This is a genomic window from Streptomyces sp. NPDC059866 (assembly GCF_042731325.1).
Taxonomy (GTDB): Bacteria; Actinomycetota; Actinomycetes; order Streptomycetales; family Streptomycetaceae; genus Streptomyces; species Streptomyces flavusporus.
This window is the reverse complement of sequence record NZ_JBHWJT010000006.1, coordinates 360,278-376,490: the sequence shown is the minus strand read 5'-3', so window position 1 is coordinate 376,490 and position 16,213 is coordinate 360,278. Positions and strand designations below refer to the sequence as shown.

General features: G+C 70.7%; 16 protein-coding genes. 6 read left to right on the top strand and 10 right to left on the bottom strand.

The annotated features are described in order from the left end of the window. The 4 genes from ACFV7R_RS12225 to ACFV7R_RS12210 form a co-directional block, all read right to left on the bottom strand. The coding region (locus tag ACFV7R_RS12225) for a transposase domain-containing protein (protein WP_385262851.1) at positions 1–170 on the bottom strand (170 nt) is incomplete at its 3' end. 310 nt (positions 171–480) lie between these two features. Beyond that, positions 481–1,254 carry an enoyl-CoA hydratase/isomerase family protein gene (locus tag ACFV7R_RS12220; protein ID WP_385262816.1) on the bottom strand — a complete coding sequence of 258 codons (774 nt, stop codon included), beginning with the start codon at positions 1,252–1,254 and terminating at the stop codon, positions 481–483. Further along, positions 1,251–1,661 (bottom strand): Zn-ribbon domain-containing OB-fold protein, encoded by a 411-nt coding sequence (locus ACFV7R_RS12215; RefSeq protein WP_129796366.1) that lies wholly within the window; start codon positions 1,659–1,661, stop codon positions 1,251–1,253. The genes ACFV7R_RS12220 and ACFV7R_RS12215 overlap by 4 nt, the downstream gene beginning before the upstream one ends. Positions 1,662–1,666: 5 nt before the next feature. Next, positions 1,667–2,815: a lipid-transfer protein gene (locus ACFV7R_RS12210; RefSeq protein ID WP_385262813.1), complete on the bottom strand. Its 1,149-nt coding sequence runs from the start codon at positions 2,813–2,815 to the stop codon at positions 1,667–1,669. Between the two features lie 93 nt (positions 2,816–2,908). Here ACFV7R_RS12210 and ACFV7R_RS12205 point away from each other — a divergent pair, with 93 nt between their 5' ends. Continuing rightward, positions 2,909–4,492 (top strand): FadD3 family acyl-CoA ligase, encoded by a 1,584-nt coding sequence (locus ACFV7R_RS12205; protein WP_385262811.1) that lies wholly within the window; start codon positions 2,909–2,911, stop codon positions 4,490–4,492. A gap of 4 nt (positions 4,493–4,496) precedes the next feature. Here ACFV7R_RS12205 and ACFV7R_RS12200 read toward each other — a convergent pair whose 3' ends face one another. The 4 genes from ACFV7R_RS12200 to ACFV7R_RS12185 form a co-directional block, all read right to left on the bottom strand. Beyond that, entirely contained in the window at positions 4,497–5,873 is a 1,377-nt protein-coding gene (locus ACFV7R_RS12200) for an O-antigen ligase family protein (protein WP_385262809.1), read from the bottom strand. A gap of 169 nt (positions 5,874–6,042) precedes the next feature. Next, complete coding sequence (locus ACFV7R_RS12195; protein WP_385262807.1) at positions 6,043–6,495, bottom strand: phospholipase; 453 nt, start codon at positions 6,493–6,495, stop codon at positions 6,043–6,045. Positions 6,496–6,767: 272 nt separating this feature from the next. Then, complete coding sequence (locus ACFV7R_RS12190; RefSeq protein WP_385262805.1) at positions 6,768–7,586, bottom strand: hypothetical protein; 819 nt, start codon at positions 7,584–7,586, stop codon at positions 6,768–6,770. Positions 7,587–7,886: 300 nt separating this feature from the next. Further along, on the bottom strand, positions 7,887–8,780 hold the full coding sequence (locus ACFV7R_RS12185; RefSeq protein ID WP_385262804.1) for a helix-turn-helix domain-containing protein: 894 nt from the start codon (positions 8,778–8,780) through the stop codon (positions 7,887–7,889). A 140-nt stretch (positions 8,781–8,920) separates the two neighbouring features. On the opposite strand from ACFV7R_RS12185, the gene ACFV7R_RS12180 reads away from it, so the two are divergent. After that, the gene (locus ACFV7R_RS12180; protein ID WP_385262801.1) at positions 8,921–9,160 is read left to right on the top strand and encodes a hypothetical protein; all 240 of its coding nucleotides are present in this window, start codon (positions 8,921–8,923) and stop codon (positions 9,158–9,160) included. Next, positions 9,157–9,594, top strand: coding sequence for an ATP-binding protein (locus tag ACFV7R_RS12175; RefSeq protein WP_385262798.1), 438 nt, complete (start codon positions 9,157–9,159; stop codon positions 9,592–9,594). Before ACFV7R_RS12180 ends, ACFV7R_RS12175 begins: the two co-directional genes overlap by 4 nt. Before the next feature lie 144 nt (positions 9,595–9,738). On the opposite strand, the gene ACFV7R_RS12170 is transcribed toward ACFV7R_RS12175, so the two are convergent. After that, positions 9,739–9,927, bottom strand: a complete 189-nt coding sequence (locus ACFV7R_RS12170) for a hypothetical protein (RefSeq protein ID WP_385262797.1) — start codon at positions 9,925–9,927, stop codon at positions 9,739–9,741. A 217-nt stretch (positions 9,928–10,144) separates the two neighbouring features. Then, complete coding sequence (locus ACFV7R_RS12165) at positions 10,145–13,114, bottom strand: BTAD domain-containing putative transcriptional regulator (protein ID WP_385262795.1); 2,970 nt, start codon at positions 13,112–13,114, stop codon at positions 10,145–10,147. Positions 13,115–13,284: 170 nt separating this feature from the next. On the opposite strand from ACFV7R_RS12165, the gene ACFV7R_RS12160 reads away from it, so the two are divergent. The 3 genes from ACFV7R_RS12160 to ACFV7R_RS12150 are packed head-to-tail and all read left to right on the top strand — an operon-like array spanning position 13,285 to position 16,205. Next, positions 13,285–14,508, top strand: a complete 1,224-nt coding sequence (locus ACFV7R_RS12160) for an amidohydrolase family protein (protein WP_385262793.1) — start codon at positions 13,285–13,287, stop codon at positions 14,506–14,508. Then, complete coding sequence (locus ACFV7R_RS12155) at positions 14,505–15,425, top strand: LLM class F420-dependent oxidoreductase (protein WP_385262791.1); 921 nt, start codon at positions 14,505–14,507, stop codon at positions 15,423–15,425. The genes ACFV7R_RS12160 and ACFV7R_RS12155 overlap by 4 nt, the downstream gene beginning before the upstream one ends. A 9-nt stretch (positions 15,426–15,434) precedes the next feature. After that, positions 15,435–16,205 (top strand): SDR family NAD(P)-dependent oxidoreductase, encoded by a 771-nt coding sequence (locus ACFV7R_RS12150; RefSeq protein WP_385262789.1) that lies wholly within the window; start codon positions 15,435–15,437, stop codon positions 16,203–16,205. Positions 16,206–16,213 lie beyond the last annotated feature (8 nt).

Genomic DNA, 16,213 nt, shown 5'->3' with positions numbered 1-16,213 from the left:
AGATACGGAGCCGGGGAGAACAGCGCCAGCCCCAGCACGAAGTACACCACCAGCCGTGCGGGAAGCAGCCGCCTACGTTGCTCAGCGCACCCGCAAGCGGCTACCACCCGATCCACCAACCCCGGCGGATACACCCAGGTCAATAGCCCCAGACCTGATAACTCAGACACGCTCGCAGACACCCGAACCACCCCCCCGGGGACCACCACTGGGCAGCCTACGCCCGTGACCTAAAGCAACGGCATTGACCCTAGGGCCTGTCCGGCGGATCATGCCGCAGACGCGGGTTCTGGCACGCCCATCTGCGGCGTTGTCGTCGGTTGCCGACTCCCCCACGCTCGGCTTCGCTCGCGCGGGGGGACCCCCATCGCGTCGACGCCCTCCTCCGCCTTGCAGCTGGACGCACCAGAACCCGCTCACCTGCGCTATTAGGGTGCGGCCGATTTCCTGCGACCTGATCCGCCGGACAGGCCCTAGCCCTCACCGCGTCCGGTGCTCCCGGCGCCGGCCGCGGAACAGCTCCGTCTGCAGCTCCGCCGGCGCATTGCCCAGCGCGATCAGCGCCGGCGCCTGCGCGAACGCCGTCGCCAGGGCCGCCTCCCGGGCCGCCCACAGGGCCCGCACGGTCCCCTGGACGGCCTCGGGAGGGTACCCGGCGAGCACGGTGGCGCAGGCGGTCGCCGCCGCCAACGCCTCGCCGGGCGGGGTGACTTCGGACACCAGCCCCACCTCGTACGCCCGCTGCGCCGAGATCCGCTCCGCGGTACCCATGAGCGCCATCCGGGCGACCTCCCCGTACGGCATCCGCTGCGCCAGCAGCATCGACTCGTACGCGCTGACCATGCCGTACGTGGTGTGCGGGTCGAAGAAGCTCGCCCTCGCCCCGGCGACGACGAACTCCGCCTCCCCGAGCAGATAGAACGCCCCGCCGCAGGCCATCCCCTCCACGGCCGCGACGACCGGTTTCCACAGGTCGTTCGCCTTCGGCCCCACGCTCAGCAACGGATCGTCCGCCATGTACGGCGAGTTGGGCTGGGGAACCTCGGCGCTTCGGTCGACGCCGGTGCAGAAGGCCCGCTCCCCGGCGCCGGTGAGGACGACGGCCCGCACGGAGTCGTCGTACCGGAACTCCCGCCACGCAGCGGCGAGTTCGCCGGCCAGGGCGAGGTCGATGGCGTTGAGTCGCTCGGGCCGGTCGAGGGTGACGACGGCGACACCGGTGTCCTTGTCGGCGGTGACCCGCAGGCCGCTCATCCGTACACCCACTGCGGAACCCCGGCGTCGGTGAAGACGACCCGGACCCTCGCGCCGATCCGGACCCGGTCCGGCGGAACGGAGTCGAGAGGGGCACCGGCGTGACTGACGAGGTTGCCGACCAGCCGTATCCTCGGCGCCTCCGCCACCTCGACGACGATCACGTTGTACGGCGCCTGCTCGGCGTAGTCGGGCAGCAGCGGCGGATGCGGGACGACGTACGACCAGATCCGCCCGAGCCCGGACATCCGGCGCCACTCGGACGCGAACGACTGGCAGTGCGGGCAGCAGGGCCGGGGCGGGAAGCGCAGTTCACCGCAGTCGGCGCAGGCCTGGACACGCAGCTCGCCCTGGGCGGCGTACCGCCAGAAGGGGGCGCCGTCGGGGTCGATGACAGGACTCAGCATGCTCCTCAACTCCTCAGCAGCAGGGCGGAGGTGGGGACCCCCTCGCCGGCGGTGACCAGGCAGGTGGCGGCGCCCGGAACCTGGGCGGTACTGGTGCCCCGCAGCTGCTTCACGCCCTCGGTGATCAGGTTGAACCCGTGGACGTAGGCCTCGCTGAGCCCGCCGCCCCCGGTGTTCAGCGGCAGCCGCCCGCCGATCTCCAGGGCGCCGCCCTCCGTGAAGGCGCCGCCCTCACCCCGGTCGCAGAAGCCGTAGCCCTCCAGGGAGAGCGGTATGAGGGGCGTGAACGCGTCGTAGATCTGGGCGACGTCCACGTCCTGCGGGGTGAAGTCGGCGTGCTTCCACAGGTGCCGGGCGGCGGTCCAGGCGGGCCCGGTGAGCGGGTCGTCGTTCCAGTAGTTGACCATTCCGTGGTGCTGGGCGGGCAGGCCCTGGGCGGCGGAGTGGACGTAGACGGGCCTGCGCCGGCAGTCCCGGGCGCGCTCGCGCGAGACGACGACACAGGCCAACGCCCCGTCCGTCTCCAGGCAGTTGTCGAAGAGACAGAGGGGTTCGCTGATCCAGCGGGAGGTCATGTACATCTCGCGGGTGAGGGGGCGGTCGTACATCACCGCGGCGGGGTTCTGGTTGGCCCGGTTGCGGCAGGCGAGGGCGACGTTGAACAGGTGGTCCCGGGTGGCGCCGTACTCGTGCAGATAGCGGCGGGTGAGCATGGCGATCTCGTCGGCCGGGCGGAGCAGCCCGAAGGGGCGGGTCCACTGGGCGGGTGTGGGGAGTTGGGCGGTGGTGTTCGTCCAGGGCCGCGGCCCGCTGCCCCGCTTCCGGGACCGCCAGGCGACCCCGACCGTGGCCTGCCCGGTGGCGATGGCGGCGGCGAGATGGGCGACGGTGGCACAGGAACCGCCGCCGCCGTAGCCGATCTTGCCGAAGAAGGTGAGGTCACCGAGCCCGAGGGCCTTGGCGAGCTCCACCTCGTCGGTCTCCTCCATCGTGTACGAGGCCAGGGCGTCGACCTCGCCCGGAGCGATCCCGGCGTCGTCCAGGGCGGCGAGGACGGCACGGCAGGCGAGGGTCCGCTCGTCCTCGGGGAGCTGCCGGGCGAAGGCGGTCTGCCCGATCCCGACGATGGCCGTCGCATCCTTCAGCCCTGCCATGAGCACACCTCCACACCCGGGACCGGCCTGCTGACAGTCCGTCAGGCTACCGCTAATCTGACGGTCAGTCAGCTACGTGTTCGGGAGGCCGGTGTGCGCGGAGACGTGGAGTGGGGCAGCATTCCGGGACTGGTGCGGAGCGCGGCCGAACGGTACGGGGACGCCGAGGCGGTCGTGGAGGGCCGGACCAGGATCTCGTACGCCGAACTGGGCGCCCGCGTGGAACGCGCGGCCGCGGCCTGCCTGGCGAACGGGGTGTCGCCCGGGGACCGCGTCGCCATCTGGGCGCCGAACTCACTGGACTGGATCGTCTCGGCGCTGGGCGCGGTGTCGGCCGGGGCGGTCCTGGTCCCGCTGAACACCCGCTTCAAGGGGACGGAGGCGGCCGACGTCCTGCGGCGCAGCCGGGCCCGCCTGCTGTTCGTGACGGGCACGTTCCTGGGCACCTCGTACGTGGCGTCGTTGCGGCGGGCCGCCGGGGAAGGGGCCGGACCCGGCCCACTGCCCGGACTGCCCGCCCTGGAGCAGGTGGTGGTCCTGTCGGACGACGCCCCGGCCGACTTCCGCACCTGGAAGGACTTCCTGGCGAGCGGCGACCCGGTACGGGAGTCCGCCGTCCGCTCCCGCGCATCCCAGGTCGACCCGTCCTGGCCGTCGGACATCATCTTCACCTCGGGCACGACCGGCCGCCCCAAGGGTGCGGTGATCACCCACGCTCAGACCCTCCGCGCCTACGAGGTGTGGAGCGACCTGGCCGGCCTGCGCCACGACGACCGCTACCTCATCGTGAACCCCTTCTTCCACACCTTCGGCTACAAGGCCGGCGTCCTGGCCTGCCTCATGCGCGGCGCGACGATGATCCCCCAGCCGGTGTTCACCGCGACCACCGCCCTGGCGAACATCGCCGCGGAACGCGTCTCCGTCCTCCCCGGCCCGCCCGCCCTCCACCAGTCCCTCCTGGACCACGCCTCCCGCGACGCCCACGACCTGTCGGCGCTGCGCCTGGTGGTGACCGGCGCGGCGGTGGTCCCGCTCCGCCTGGTCGAGCGGCTGCGCGGCGAACTCGGCGTGGAGACGGTCCTCACGGCGTACGGCCTCTCCGAAGCGAGCGGCATCGTCACGATGTGCCGCCGCGGCGACGACCCCACGGTGATCGCATCGACGTCCGGCCGGGCCGTCCCGGGCACGGAGGTACGGGTCGACGCTCCCCTCGGCACCCCCGGCGAGGTCCTCGTCCGCGGCTTCAACGTCATGCGCGGCTACTTCGAGGACCCGGCGGCCACGGCGGAGGTCCTGACCCCGGACGGCTGGCTGCGCACCGGCGACGTGGGCGTCCTGGACGAGGCGGGCAACCTGCGCATCACCGACCGCATCAAGGACATGTTCATCGTCGGCGGCTTCAACGCCTACCCCGCGGAGATAGAGCAGGTCCTCGGCCTGCATCCGGACGTGTCCGACGTCGCCGTCATCGGCGTACCGGACGCCCGCCTCGGCGAGGTCGGCAAGGCGTACGTGGTGCGGCGCGCGGGGGCGGTACTGACCGGGGACGACCTGATCGCATGGGCACGCCGGGAGATGGCGAACTACAAGGTGCCGCGGGAGGTGGAGTTCGTGGGGGAACTGCCGCGGAACGCGAGCGGGAAGGTGGTGAAGGGGGAGCTCAGGGCACGCCGGTGAAGAGTCACCTGGAGGCGGTTTCCGCCTTACGGTGCTGCCGCGGCCGGGGCGGCAGACCCAGGTCACCGGAGTGCACCGAGCGGGCGTCGACGGAACCGGACCGGCGCCGCCACCCGCCGGGCACCTCGGCCATGACGAGCCCCAGGGTGACCCAGAACAGGCTGTCGATGCGGTCGAGGTTGGCCGGGTGGTCCAGCATGCACATCAGGAAGAAGCCGGTCAGCGCGGCCAGCCCGACCGTGCCGATCACCGACTTGGCCCGGGCGGCCCGGGCGGCCGAGATCCAGGCGACCACGGTCACGGAGAGGATGGCGAGCAGACCGAGGGGCCCGGTCTCGACGAGCCAGTTCAGCCACAGGTTGTGGGCGTGCACGAAGACCCGGTCGCCGTCCGCGCCGGCCGATATGACGGCCCCCGACCGCCCGAGACCCACGCCCAGCGGATTGTCCGCGGCGATCTCCAGGGCCGCGTTCCAGGCCTGCCCGCGCACGCCGAGCGAGTCCCCGGCCCGCGACACGACGGCGATGGCAGCCCCTGCTCCGACGAGTATCACGAGCCCCACCCCTGTCAGGATCCGCCGCTGGGCCCGGTCGGCGAGCCGCGGCGCCAGCCAGTAGGCCCCGCCCAGCACCAGCAACCCGGCCGCCCCCGCCACGTACCCGGCGCGGGAGAAGGTGGTGAGCAGTGCCCCGTATCCCAGGGCGCCGACGAGGACGATCGCGGTACGGGCGGTCCGCTCGTCCACGGACACGGCGGCGAGCAGCACGAACGGCAGCAGCAGGACCAGGAAGGCGGCGAGCAGATTGGGATTGGCGAACGTCCCGACGGCCCGTATCAGCGCCCCGTCGCCGCCCGTCGCACAGGACACGTCGGTGAGGAGGCCGGTACGGCAGAAGCCGGTCGGCGTCTCATTGGTCACCTGGGAGAAGGCCACCGCCCCGGCCGCCGCCACACCGGCCAGCGCGAGCAGCCCGACCGCCCGCCAGGACTCGGGCTGGGTGCGGCGCAGACCGACGACCAGGTAGTAGCAGCCGACGACGGTGAGCAGTCCGCGCAACGGCGCGGTGGGACGGCCGCCCAGGTAGGTGACGGCCAGGGCGGTGAGGAGCAGCGCGGCGACGGGCAGGTCGAGCCGGGTACGAAAGTCACGCAGCCGGGCCCGGGCACGCCCCCGCACGGGCACGACCAGCGCGACCAGCCCGATCACCAGCAGCAGCCGCACCGGCGTCACGACCCCGACGAGCGGGTCGTCCGGAAAGAAGTCGGTCGCGCCGTCCACCAGCACGACGGCCGCCACAGCGAGCGGCACGAACTGTACGAACTGAGCAAAGGCCCCCGGCAGTCCAGAGCCGGTCGCCGCGGAGGTCCGGTCGTATGCCATGGCACCCGAGCGTGGCGGCGCGGGACGTACTGCGGGTGTCGGAGTTGCTAACGGTGCGGAGCGGCTGGGGGGCCGGGGCGCGGATTGGGTCCCGCTGGGCGGGGCGGGGTGGTGGCGGACGGTGGTGCGGCGGGACGCCGGCCGGCGACGGCGTCCCGCGGCGGGTTGGTCAGCCGAAGGCACGCACGGCCTGGTAGTACGTCCATGCGGTGCTGTTGCAGGCGGTCTTGGTCCCGCCGCTGTAGTTGTTGCAGACGCGCTTGAGGTCCTCGTAGAAGGCGCTGTCCAGGCGGGCCTTGTTGGCGTCGAAGGCGCCTGCCGCCTTGTAGTTGCGGTAGCCGAAGTCGTGGCGGGCGCAGGACATGGAGAAGGGGAAGCCGAACGGGTTGTCCGGCGAGGAGGAGCAGTAGTCGGTCGACCAGTCGAAGGCGTACGCCGACCAGGCGGCCTGGTTCGCACGGGCGGCGGCCCAGGTGTTGTAGCTGGACGCGCTGGTCTGCGTCCAACTGGCGAGGACCTGCGGCTTGTCGGCCGGAGCGGCGGTGGCGGCGGTCGCGGTACCGACGACGGCGACCAGGGAGAGAGTCGAGGCGGCAAGAGCAGTGGCGAGTCTGCGGTGCATCCCACACCTCCATGAGGCTGCTGCCCGCCCATCGGGCAACAGGTTCATGACAAGAGACTGCCCATCGCGAAATCGCTTCCCCACCTCACATCCCCAAATCTTCAATTAACGCTGGGATGTGACGACCGATCGGAACATGAACCTCCGAAGTCCCGTAGAGAACAAGGGGATTGGAGGATCTGTGCCGCCCCGGATGAGAAAAGGTCCAGGGCGGACGGCCGTATGCGCCCTCGGAGGTGGCACAGATCCTCCAATCCCTGGCGGAACCGGGGTCAGGGGAGGAGGGTGCGGATCTGGGTGATCATTGAGGCGGGGCGGTGGAAGACGTCCTCGGCGGTGGAGCGGAGGAGGTGTCGGACCTCGGGGCACTGGAGGAGCTGGTTGAAGCGAGCCACGTCCCGTCGGTGGGCCTCGCGGGTGCCGTGGAAGGCGTAGCCCTCGATCTCCACGGCCAGCCCGACGTCCCGGAACAGGAAGTCGAGGTAGCGGCGGCGCCCGTCCCGGGTCCGTACTTCGGCCTGAGTCTCCGGTCGGAGCCCGGCGTCGAGCATGCGCAGACGGGCGATGGTCTCCGCCGGTGAGCCGGCCCGGGGATCCACGAGCCGCAGCCATTGCCGTGCCCTGGCGGCACCCAGAAGCGGCGCTTCGAGCGCGACGGCGATTCCGGCTGGGGCGATGAGCGGGGCGCGGCGGCTCGGGCCGACCCTGCGGTAGCTCAGCGCGGATTCCACGGCGACGAGGGCGTCGTCCCTCGGGCCGGCCCGGAGGAGGTCGGCGAGAGTGCGGGGGACGTCCGTGACACGCAGTCCCCGTTGCTCGACGACGTGGGCCTCGGCGAGGGAGATGCGGTGTACGCGTACACCCGTGAGCACCTGCCGGACGGTGAGCCCGGGGTCGGTGAATTCCAGGTGGTGGTCAGGACGTTCCGAGTTCAGCGTCTCGATCTGCCAGAGCTGAGCAGCCGAGCAGTGGCTCACGACGAGCTGAGGGTTCAACAGCTGGGCGGCCCTCAACCGCACGACGAGGTCGAGACCCTGCCCGGGCTCGGCCCAGGCTCCACTCTGGACCTGCGCCCACCCCTCCGAGCGCAACCGCCGAAAGAGAGAACGCCGAGGCCAGCCGGCTGTGAGCGCGCGAGAGGTGAGGAGGACACCCTCCTCCGCCAGCTCCTGCAACGCCCTTCGCTCCACCCGCCCAAGATCGCAAACCCTCCTGGCTTCTGCACGCCCTGTGGATAACTGGCCGTTCGCTGCGAGGTGCGGTGGAAAGGCGGCCAACTGTTCTTGGCGGGGCGCTCAGTGCTTCAAGGAGGTGAGGAACGTGGTCCAGGCGGGGGCTCGGAAGAGTAGTACGGGGGCATGCCGGAAGGGACATCGATGCAGCAACCGCCTTCACCGTTGATGTGGCTGCTCTTCCGTCAGTGAGTGGTGCTCAAGTCCGCAGGGAAGCTTGCCACTCCGGTAGTCCTCTGCTGCCCGTTCGATCATCTTGAGGGACACGTCCGGGGGCAGAGCGGCGGCCCTTAGGCGATCGTAGGCTTTGGTGTACTGCCTGACGGTGCCCGGCTCGTCGATGACCTGACCGCTGTACATGCCCTCGGTGTACATGACGGGCGGGGCATCGGTGAAGGTCATGAGCCTGGTTGTGCCCATCGTGAAGGGGTGGGTACCGACATTCCACGGAAGGATCTGTGGAACGAAACGCCGGTGCCGGGCGACATCGACGACGTGGGCCAGCTGCTCGGCCATCTCCTCGGCACCGAGGATCGGGCGCAGGAGCACCAACTCGCTCATCACCAACCAGGTTTCCGGGCCCTGACTATCCTCGTAGAGCCAGGCCCGCTCCTGTCGGGCGGATATCTTCTCGGCCGTCTGTTCCTCGGGCTCGCTCGGGTGCGCCGCGTGGACTACGGCGCGGATGTACGGCTCCAGTTGCAGCGGACCCGGGATCACGTCGGGCATCCACTCCTCGATGTCCTGGGCACGCTCCTCCAGCTCCAGGACCTCGACGTAATAGTCAGCGTGCCCCTTGGTCCTTGCCTTCCGTACGTCCTCGCAGCGTCGGGCGAAGAAACCGTCGGTCTTCAGGACCCGGTCCACATGCTCGGCCAAGTCCTGAGGCATGCGGCGCTGACCGCGTTCGATCTCACTCAGGTGACTCAGCCCGTAGAAGCTCCCCTCCGCCAACTGCTGAAGCGTCAGCCCCGCCTGCTCCCGCTTCCACCGCAACTCCTTGCCGTAGAAGCTCGGCACGCTCTCCGACCCGTCGATGTCCTTGCGCCGCACCCTGCTCTCACCGCCGATTCCACAACAGCCGTACACGCTTCTGCAGTTCGCGCCCGGGAAGCCGAACCCCTTTTACGCTACGGAGCCCGGCGTCAAGGTGTGACTGATTCATCACAGAGCGCACGGAAAGGTGTACGTCGATGCAGCCGCCCCACACGTCGGCCCCCGACCACTCCACGGCCTACGACATGACCCTCTGCGCGGAGGAACTGCGCGACGCCCTCGCCGCCCACGGCATCACGTTCCCGTCCCTCCGCGTAGATCTGGCGAGCTTCGCCGGGTCGCACCGGCCCGCGGCCGGCCTGATCTCGCTCGGTAACTGCAACATCGGCACCGCGCGGGCGCTGGCGGAGGTTCTCCGGAAGGCGGCCCGGCGTTGAGCGGTCCTTGCCTCCAGGTCGACCTCCTCGCCCTCCCCGAGGCCGTACCCGAACTGCGCCGCGCCGTGCGCCACCACTTGGGCGTCCCCTGCGTCGATGTCCAGTTGTGTGTCACGGAACTGGTCGGCAACGTCATCCGGCATGTCGGGGAGGGGGCCCCAATGTGCGTACGGGTGACCTGGTCAGAAGGCCGTACCCGCGTCGAGGTCACCGATCCCGAGCCGCGCGCACTTCCCGCTCTGCTGCACGCGGCGGCCGACGACGAATCCGGTCGCGGCCTGGCCCTGCTGGACGCGGTGGCTTCGCGGTGGGGTGTGGAGCCGTGCGCGGAGGGCAAGACCGTGTGGTGCGAACTGGACGTCCCTGCCGAAGCCGGCATGGCGATGGGGCCGACCTTGGAGTCGGGTCCACCTGCCTTTTGCACTGAGCGCTGACTGGTCAGTCCTGCGAGATGTGATGGTCCGAGTGAATCGAACACTTTCGGCCAGGAGGCGGCGTGAAGGCGCCTTTGACGCACGTCGGCCGCGGCGGCTCCCCCTCCGCGCCGCCGCGGCCGATCCCCGCTGGGATGAAGGTCCTTACTTGCCGCCGTCGAGGTCGCGGGCGGGCGGGGTGGGCATGTTGTTGTCCAGAGTGGTGATGCCCGAGTCCTTCGGAGGGGAGGGCATGTTGTTGTCGAGCGTGGTGATGGTCTCTTCCGTCGCCGGCTCGCTGGGCATGTTGTTGTCCAGCGGAGTGGCGTCCGCGTCCTTCTTGTTGTCGCTCATTGGCTTGCCATCCTCTGCTGTGTATGACGAGTGAGGAACGCCCGCCCAGAAGCTCCCCCGAGGGCTGCCGGACGGGCGTTCGGAGCCGCACACTAGCCTGCTGGGCTCCTGGTCAGACCGTCTGCCCCCCGACGCGACGGTGTGACAGGTAAGAGAGTGCCGGGCGGAGATAAACGAACGCTGAACGTCCGTGACTATCCGGTGCGAAGCCCGCTCTCTATGCCGCCGCAGTCGGCGTGAGGAGGGCGCGTACCTCATCGGCTTCTGGGGCGCCGTTCTCTTCGTAGAGGTTGAGTGCCTCGCGCCAGCAGGCCCTTGCCCGGTCCAGCTGGCCCAGGGTGGACAGCGCTCGTCCCAGGAGGGTCAGGACATTGCCCCGCATCCGGTCGCCGCCGATGCACCCGATAGCGAGGGCCTGTTCGGCGTGCTGGGCTGCCCGGGCGGGCCGACGGGCTGCGATGTGCGCTTCAGCGATCCTGAAGTGGGTGGTCCCTTCCCAGAGCCGCTGCCGGTGGTCCACGAAGATGGTCAGGGCCTCCGAGTACTGGCTGAGTGCCTCCGCGTGCCGGTCGGCCTTGGTCAGGGCCACGCCCAGGGCGTAGTGCCCGTTCGCCAGCCGCATCGTGCTGCCCACCTCGATGTGCACGGCGAGGCCGTGCTGAGCGAACTCGATGGCCTTGGCCGTGTTGCCCATCCCCATATGGGCCCGCGAGAGGTTGCACAGAGCGGTCGCTTCGCAAAGCCCGTTGCCCGCTGTCCGGAAGCCTTCTATGGCCTGGTCGAAGAAGACCTTGCCGTCCGCGTACCGGTGCTGGTGAAGTGCGATGAGCCCACGATCCTGAGCCGCCCAGCTGGAGGCGGTGGAGTCCCCGGCCGCGGTCGAGCACTCCATGGCGAGCCGTGCCTCCTGCGCGGCCTGCTGGATACGTCCGGAGACGAGCAGAACGCCGGTGAGGGTATTGCGTGCCCTGCCCTCCGCGCGGACGTCCCCAGCCGCCTGCGTTGCCTCGCGCATGGCCACAGCTGTGGTCTCGTACTGGTGGGAGTTCGCGCCCGACTCGGCCAGGTCCCTGGAGGCCCACAGCAGATCCACCGCCCGCTGCAAACGCTCCGTACCCGCCGCCTGCCGTACGCAGGCCAGTATCGGAGCCGCCTCGGTGTAGAGCCAGTCCAGAGCCGCCGATCCGTCGGTGAAGACCAGCCCCGGGTAATCCGTGGCCTCCAGGTCGTCCACCAGCCGATCCCCCGGCCGTTCGATCGCGTACACCCCCGCCGCCGTAGCCAGATAAAAGTCCAGCAACCGCGACATAGCCGCATCCCGCTCACTCGGCGGCTGCTCATCCCTCTCCGCGCACGCACGCGCGTAGAGCCGCACCAGGTCGTGGTACCGGTACCGGCCGGGTGCCGCCGACTCCAGCAACGAGGTGTCGACGAGGGACTCCAGCAAGTCCTCCGTCTCCTCCACCGGCAGGTCCAGCACCGCCGCAGCCGCCGCCAGGGAAATGTCCGGCCCGTCCGCCAGCCCCAGCAGCCTGAACGCCCGTGCCTGGGCAGGCTCCAACTGTCCGTAGCCCAGCTCGAACGTCGCCTTCACCGCCAGGTCCCCGGCCTGCAGCTCGTCCAGCCGGCGTCGCTCGTCCGCGAGCTTCGCCGCCAGTACCGACACCGTCCACGTGCGGCGGGCCGCCAGGCGTGACGCGGCGATGCGGATCGCCAGTGGCAGGAAACCGCACGCCGCCACCACGTCGAGGGCGGCCTCCCGTTCCGACGCGACCCGTTCCTCGCCCACGATCTTGGTGAAGAGGGACAGCGCCTCGTCGGGGGACATGACGTCGAGGTCGACCAGGTGGGCACCGGCCAGGTCCACCATCCGGACGCGGGAGGTGACCAGTGCCGCGCAGCCGGAGGTCCCGGGCAGCAGTGGACGTACCTGGGCGGCGTCGCGGGCGTTGTCCAGCAGCACCAGTACCCGTCGGCCGTCCAGCACCGACCGGTACAGCGCCGAGCGCTCCTCCAGGGAGTCTGGGATCGCCGAGTCCGCCGTCCCCAGAGCCCTGAGGAACGAACCCAGTACCGTCTCCGGTTCCGCGGCCCGGGCGCCCGCGCCCTGCAGATCCACGTACAGCTGCCCGTCCGGGAACGCCGACCGCGCCTGGTGGGCGACATGGACCGCCAGTGTCGTCTTGCCGACGCCGCCGATGCCCGCGAGCGCCGAGACGGCCATCACCCGGCCCTCCGCCGACGCCAGCACCTCGCTCAGCTCGGCGACGAAGGAGGAGCGGCCGGTGAAGTCGGGGACAGTTGCGGGGAGTTGGGCCGGACGGACGGGAGTAGCGGCGGGCTCCGCAACCGGTGCCGACAGCTCCGCCAGTCCCGGGTCCGCCTGCAGAATCCGCTGTTGCAGCTCCCGTAGGGCCGGGCGCGGGTCCACCCCCAGCTCGTCCGCCAGCAGCCGCCGCGTGTCCGCGTACACCGCCAGCGCCTCCGCCTGTCGGCCGCTGCGGTACAGCGCCAGCATCAGCAGCTCACGCAGGCGTTCGCGGAGCGGATGCGCCGCCGTCAGCGCCGTCAGCTCCGAGACCGCCTCCGCGTGGCAGCCCTGTTCCAGGTCCATGTCCAGGCGGGATTCGAGGAGTTGCAGCCGCCATTCCTCCAGGCGCACTCGTTGCGCCTCCACGTACGGCCCCGGTACGCCCGCCAGCGCCTCGCCGTCCCACAGGGCCACCGCGCGCCCGAGCAGCTCGCGCGCCCGGCACAGGTCCCCCGCGTTCTTCGCCTTCTCCGCGTCCGTCGCCAGGTCCTGCGCCACCGCCAGGTCCAGCGCCCCGTCCGCGACGGAACGGATCGCGTAGCCGCCCGACTCGCTGACCAGGACGCCGGCGTCCAGGACCTTGCGCAGCCGGGAGGCGTACGTCCGCAGTGCCGCCAGGGCCTGGGACGGGGGGTCGTCGCCCCACAGCGCGTCGATCAGCTCCGCCGCGGTCGCCGTACGGCCCTCGCGCAGCAGCAGCGCTGCCAGCAGGGCGCGTTGCTGTGGGGAACCGGTGTTCAGTGACTCCTCGCCGCGCCAGGCGCGCACCGGTCCGAGCACGGCGAACCGCAGCGCCGCCGGTTGCGCATCAGAGCCCGGCCGCCGCTGCTCCGGCACTCGCGGTAGCCCGTCGTCCATCGCCGTCCCCCTAGACATGCTGAGCAACCATGTCAGTCTGCCTTGTCCACGGCAGATGCGTCAGCCGCGGGAGACGCCGATCACAAGGCGACGAACGGGGTTCACAGATCTCTCACACGTACCGGGGTCCGAGAAAGGGGCCATCCACGTAGCTGACGGGTCGTCAGATCAAGCGCTACCTTGCCTCCATGGACACCTCCTTCCCGAAGATCATCTCCGTCGACGACCACACCGTCGAACCCCCGAACGTCTGGCAGGACCGGCTCCCGAAGAAGTACCTGGACATCGGCCCGCGCACCGTCCGCGCGCCCCTGAAGGAAATGACCTTCCTCGGCGGCCGCTTCAAGCCGGTCATGGGGCAGCCGGGCGACGACGGCCCGCTCGGTGACTGGTGGGTCTACGAGGACCTGCACCGCCCCCTCACCCGCCTCGACACCGCCGTCGGCTACGACCGGGACGAGATCAAGCTGGAGATCATCACCTACGAGCAGATGAGGCCGGGCTCGTACGACGTCCCCGCCCGTCTCGCCGACATGGACGTCAACCACGTCCAGTCCGCCCTCTGCTTCCCGACCTTTCCCCGCTTCTGCGGCCAGACCTTCACCGAGGCCGCCGACCACGAGCTCGGTCTGCTCTGTATCCGCGCCTACAACGACTGGATGGTGGAGGAGTGGTGCGGGCCCGAGGCGCAGGGGCGGCTCATCCCCCTCACGCTCATCCCCCTCTGGGACGCCGGGCTGGCGGCGGCAGAAGTCCGGCGCAACGCGGCGCGCGGCGTCCGGGCCGTCGCCTTCTCCGAGATACCCCCGCACCTGGGCCTGCCCTCCGTCCACACCGACGACTGGGACCCCTTCCTCGCCGCCTGCGACGAGACCGGCACGGTCATCGCGATGCACATCGGCTCCAGCAGCCGTATGCCCTCCACCTCCGCCGACGCCCCGCCCGCCGTCGGTTCCACCATCACCTTCGCCAACTGCTGCTTCTCGATGGTCGACTGGCTGATGAGCGGCAAGTTCGAGCGGTTCCCGAACCTCAAGGTCATGTACGCGGAAGGCCAGATCGGCTGGATCCCGTACATCCTGGAGCGCGCCGACGTCGTCTGGGAGGAGAACCGCGCCTGGGGCGGTGTCGCCGACAAGGTGCACCGGCCGCCGTCCGAGCTGTTCGCCGAGCACGTCTACGGCTGCTTCTTCGACGACGCCTTCGGGCTCCGCAACCTGGACTCCATCGGAGTCGGCAACGTCCTCTACGAGACCGACTACCCGCACTCCGACTCCACCTGGCCGAAGTCCCGCGAGGTCGGTGAGGCCCAGATGGGGCACCTGGCGGCGGACGTCGTGGAGCGGATCGTACGGCGCAACGCCATCGAGCTGCTCGGGCTGACCGACGACGGCCTGTGGGTCGGGCCATGAGCCTTCGCTACGGCATCCAGCTCCCCGTCCAGTCCCAGAGCACCCTCTACACCGAGCCCTGGGAGGCCGCCGCCGGCCCCGACGACCTCGTCGCCGTCGCCCGCGCCGCCGACCGCGCCGGGTTCGACTACGTCGCCTGCTGCGACCACGTGGCCATCCCGCGCCGGCTCGCGCCCGCGATGAGCACGGTGTGGTACGACCCCGTGGCCACCCTCGCCCATCTGGCGGCGGTCACCGAACGCGTCCGGCTCCTCTCCCATGTCGCCGTCGTCGGGCTGCGGCACCCCCTGATCACCGCCAAGCAGTACGCCACCCTCGATCATCTCTCGAGCGGTCGCCTGATCCTGGGGGTCGGCGCCGGGCACGTGCCGGAGGAGTTCGCGGCGCTCGGGGTGGACTTCCGGCAGCGCGGTGCCGTACTCGACGAGTCCGTCGACGCACTCCGGGCCGCCCTCGGCCCGGACGAGTTCCCCGCACACCACGGCAAGCTGTACGAGTTCCACGATCTCGGTCAGCGTCCCCGGCCCGCCCAGCCGAGCGTTCCCCTCTGGGTCGGCGGCTCCTCACCCGCCGCCGTACGCCGGGCCGCGCTCAAGGGCGACGGCTGGCTGCCCCAGGGCGACCCGCGGGACCGGCTGCCCGGACAGATCGCCCGGCTGACAGCACAGCGGGCGAAGGCGGGCATCGAGGCCCCGCTCACCATCGGCGCCCTCACCGAGCCGCTCTACGTCGGCCGTCCCACCTGGGACGTCGGCCGCCGCACCCTCACCGGTGACCCCGACGCCCTCGCCGAGTCCCTGCGGGCCTACCGGGCGATGGGCGTGCACCAGATCCAGGTGCGGTTCCGCAGCCGGAGCCGCGCCGAACTCACCGACCAGATGACCGCATTCGGCGCCGACGTGGCTCCGTACCTGTGAGGAGAACGCATGGGCAAGCTGGACGGACGTGTCGTGATCGTCACCGGTGCGGCGCGCGGGCAGGGGGAGCAGGAGGCCCGGCTGTTCCGGGAGGAGGGCGCCGAGGTCGTCGTCACCGATGTCCTGGACGACGCGGGCGAGGCGCTCGCCAAGGAGATCGGAGCCCGGTACGTCCATCTCGACGTGGGACGGGAGGACGACTGGCGCGCCGCGGTGGCCGCCACCGAGGAGGCGTACGGCCGGGTCGACGGGCTCGTCAACAACGCCGGCATCCTGCGCTTCAACGCCCTCGTGGACACTCCCCTCGAGGAGTTCATGCAGGTCGTGCAGGTGAACCAGGTCGGCTGCTTTCTGGGCATGAAGACCGTGGCACCCCACCTCGAGACGGGCGGCACGATCGTCAACACCGCCTCCTACACCGGCGTGACCGGCATGGCGGCCGTCGGCACCTACGCGGCCACCAAGCACGCCGTCATCGGCCTCACCCGGGTCGCCGCCCTGGAGCTGGCCCACCGGAGCATCCGCGTCAACGCCATGTGCCCGGGTGCCATCGACACGGCCATGTCCAACCCGGCGCTCCTGGACCCGGACGCGGACCCCGTGCAGACCTCGCAGGCCCTGGACGGGCTGTACCGCAGGATGGTGCCGCTGGGGCGGATCGGGCGGCCGGAGGAGGTGGCGCGGCTGGCGCTGTTCCTGTCCTGCGAGGACTCCTCGTACATCACCGGGCAGCCGTTCGTGATCGACGGGGGGTGGCTGGCCGGCGTCAGCATTATCTGACGGTCCAT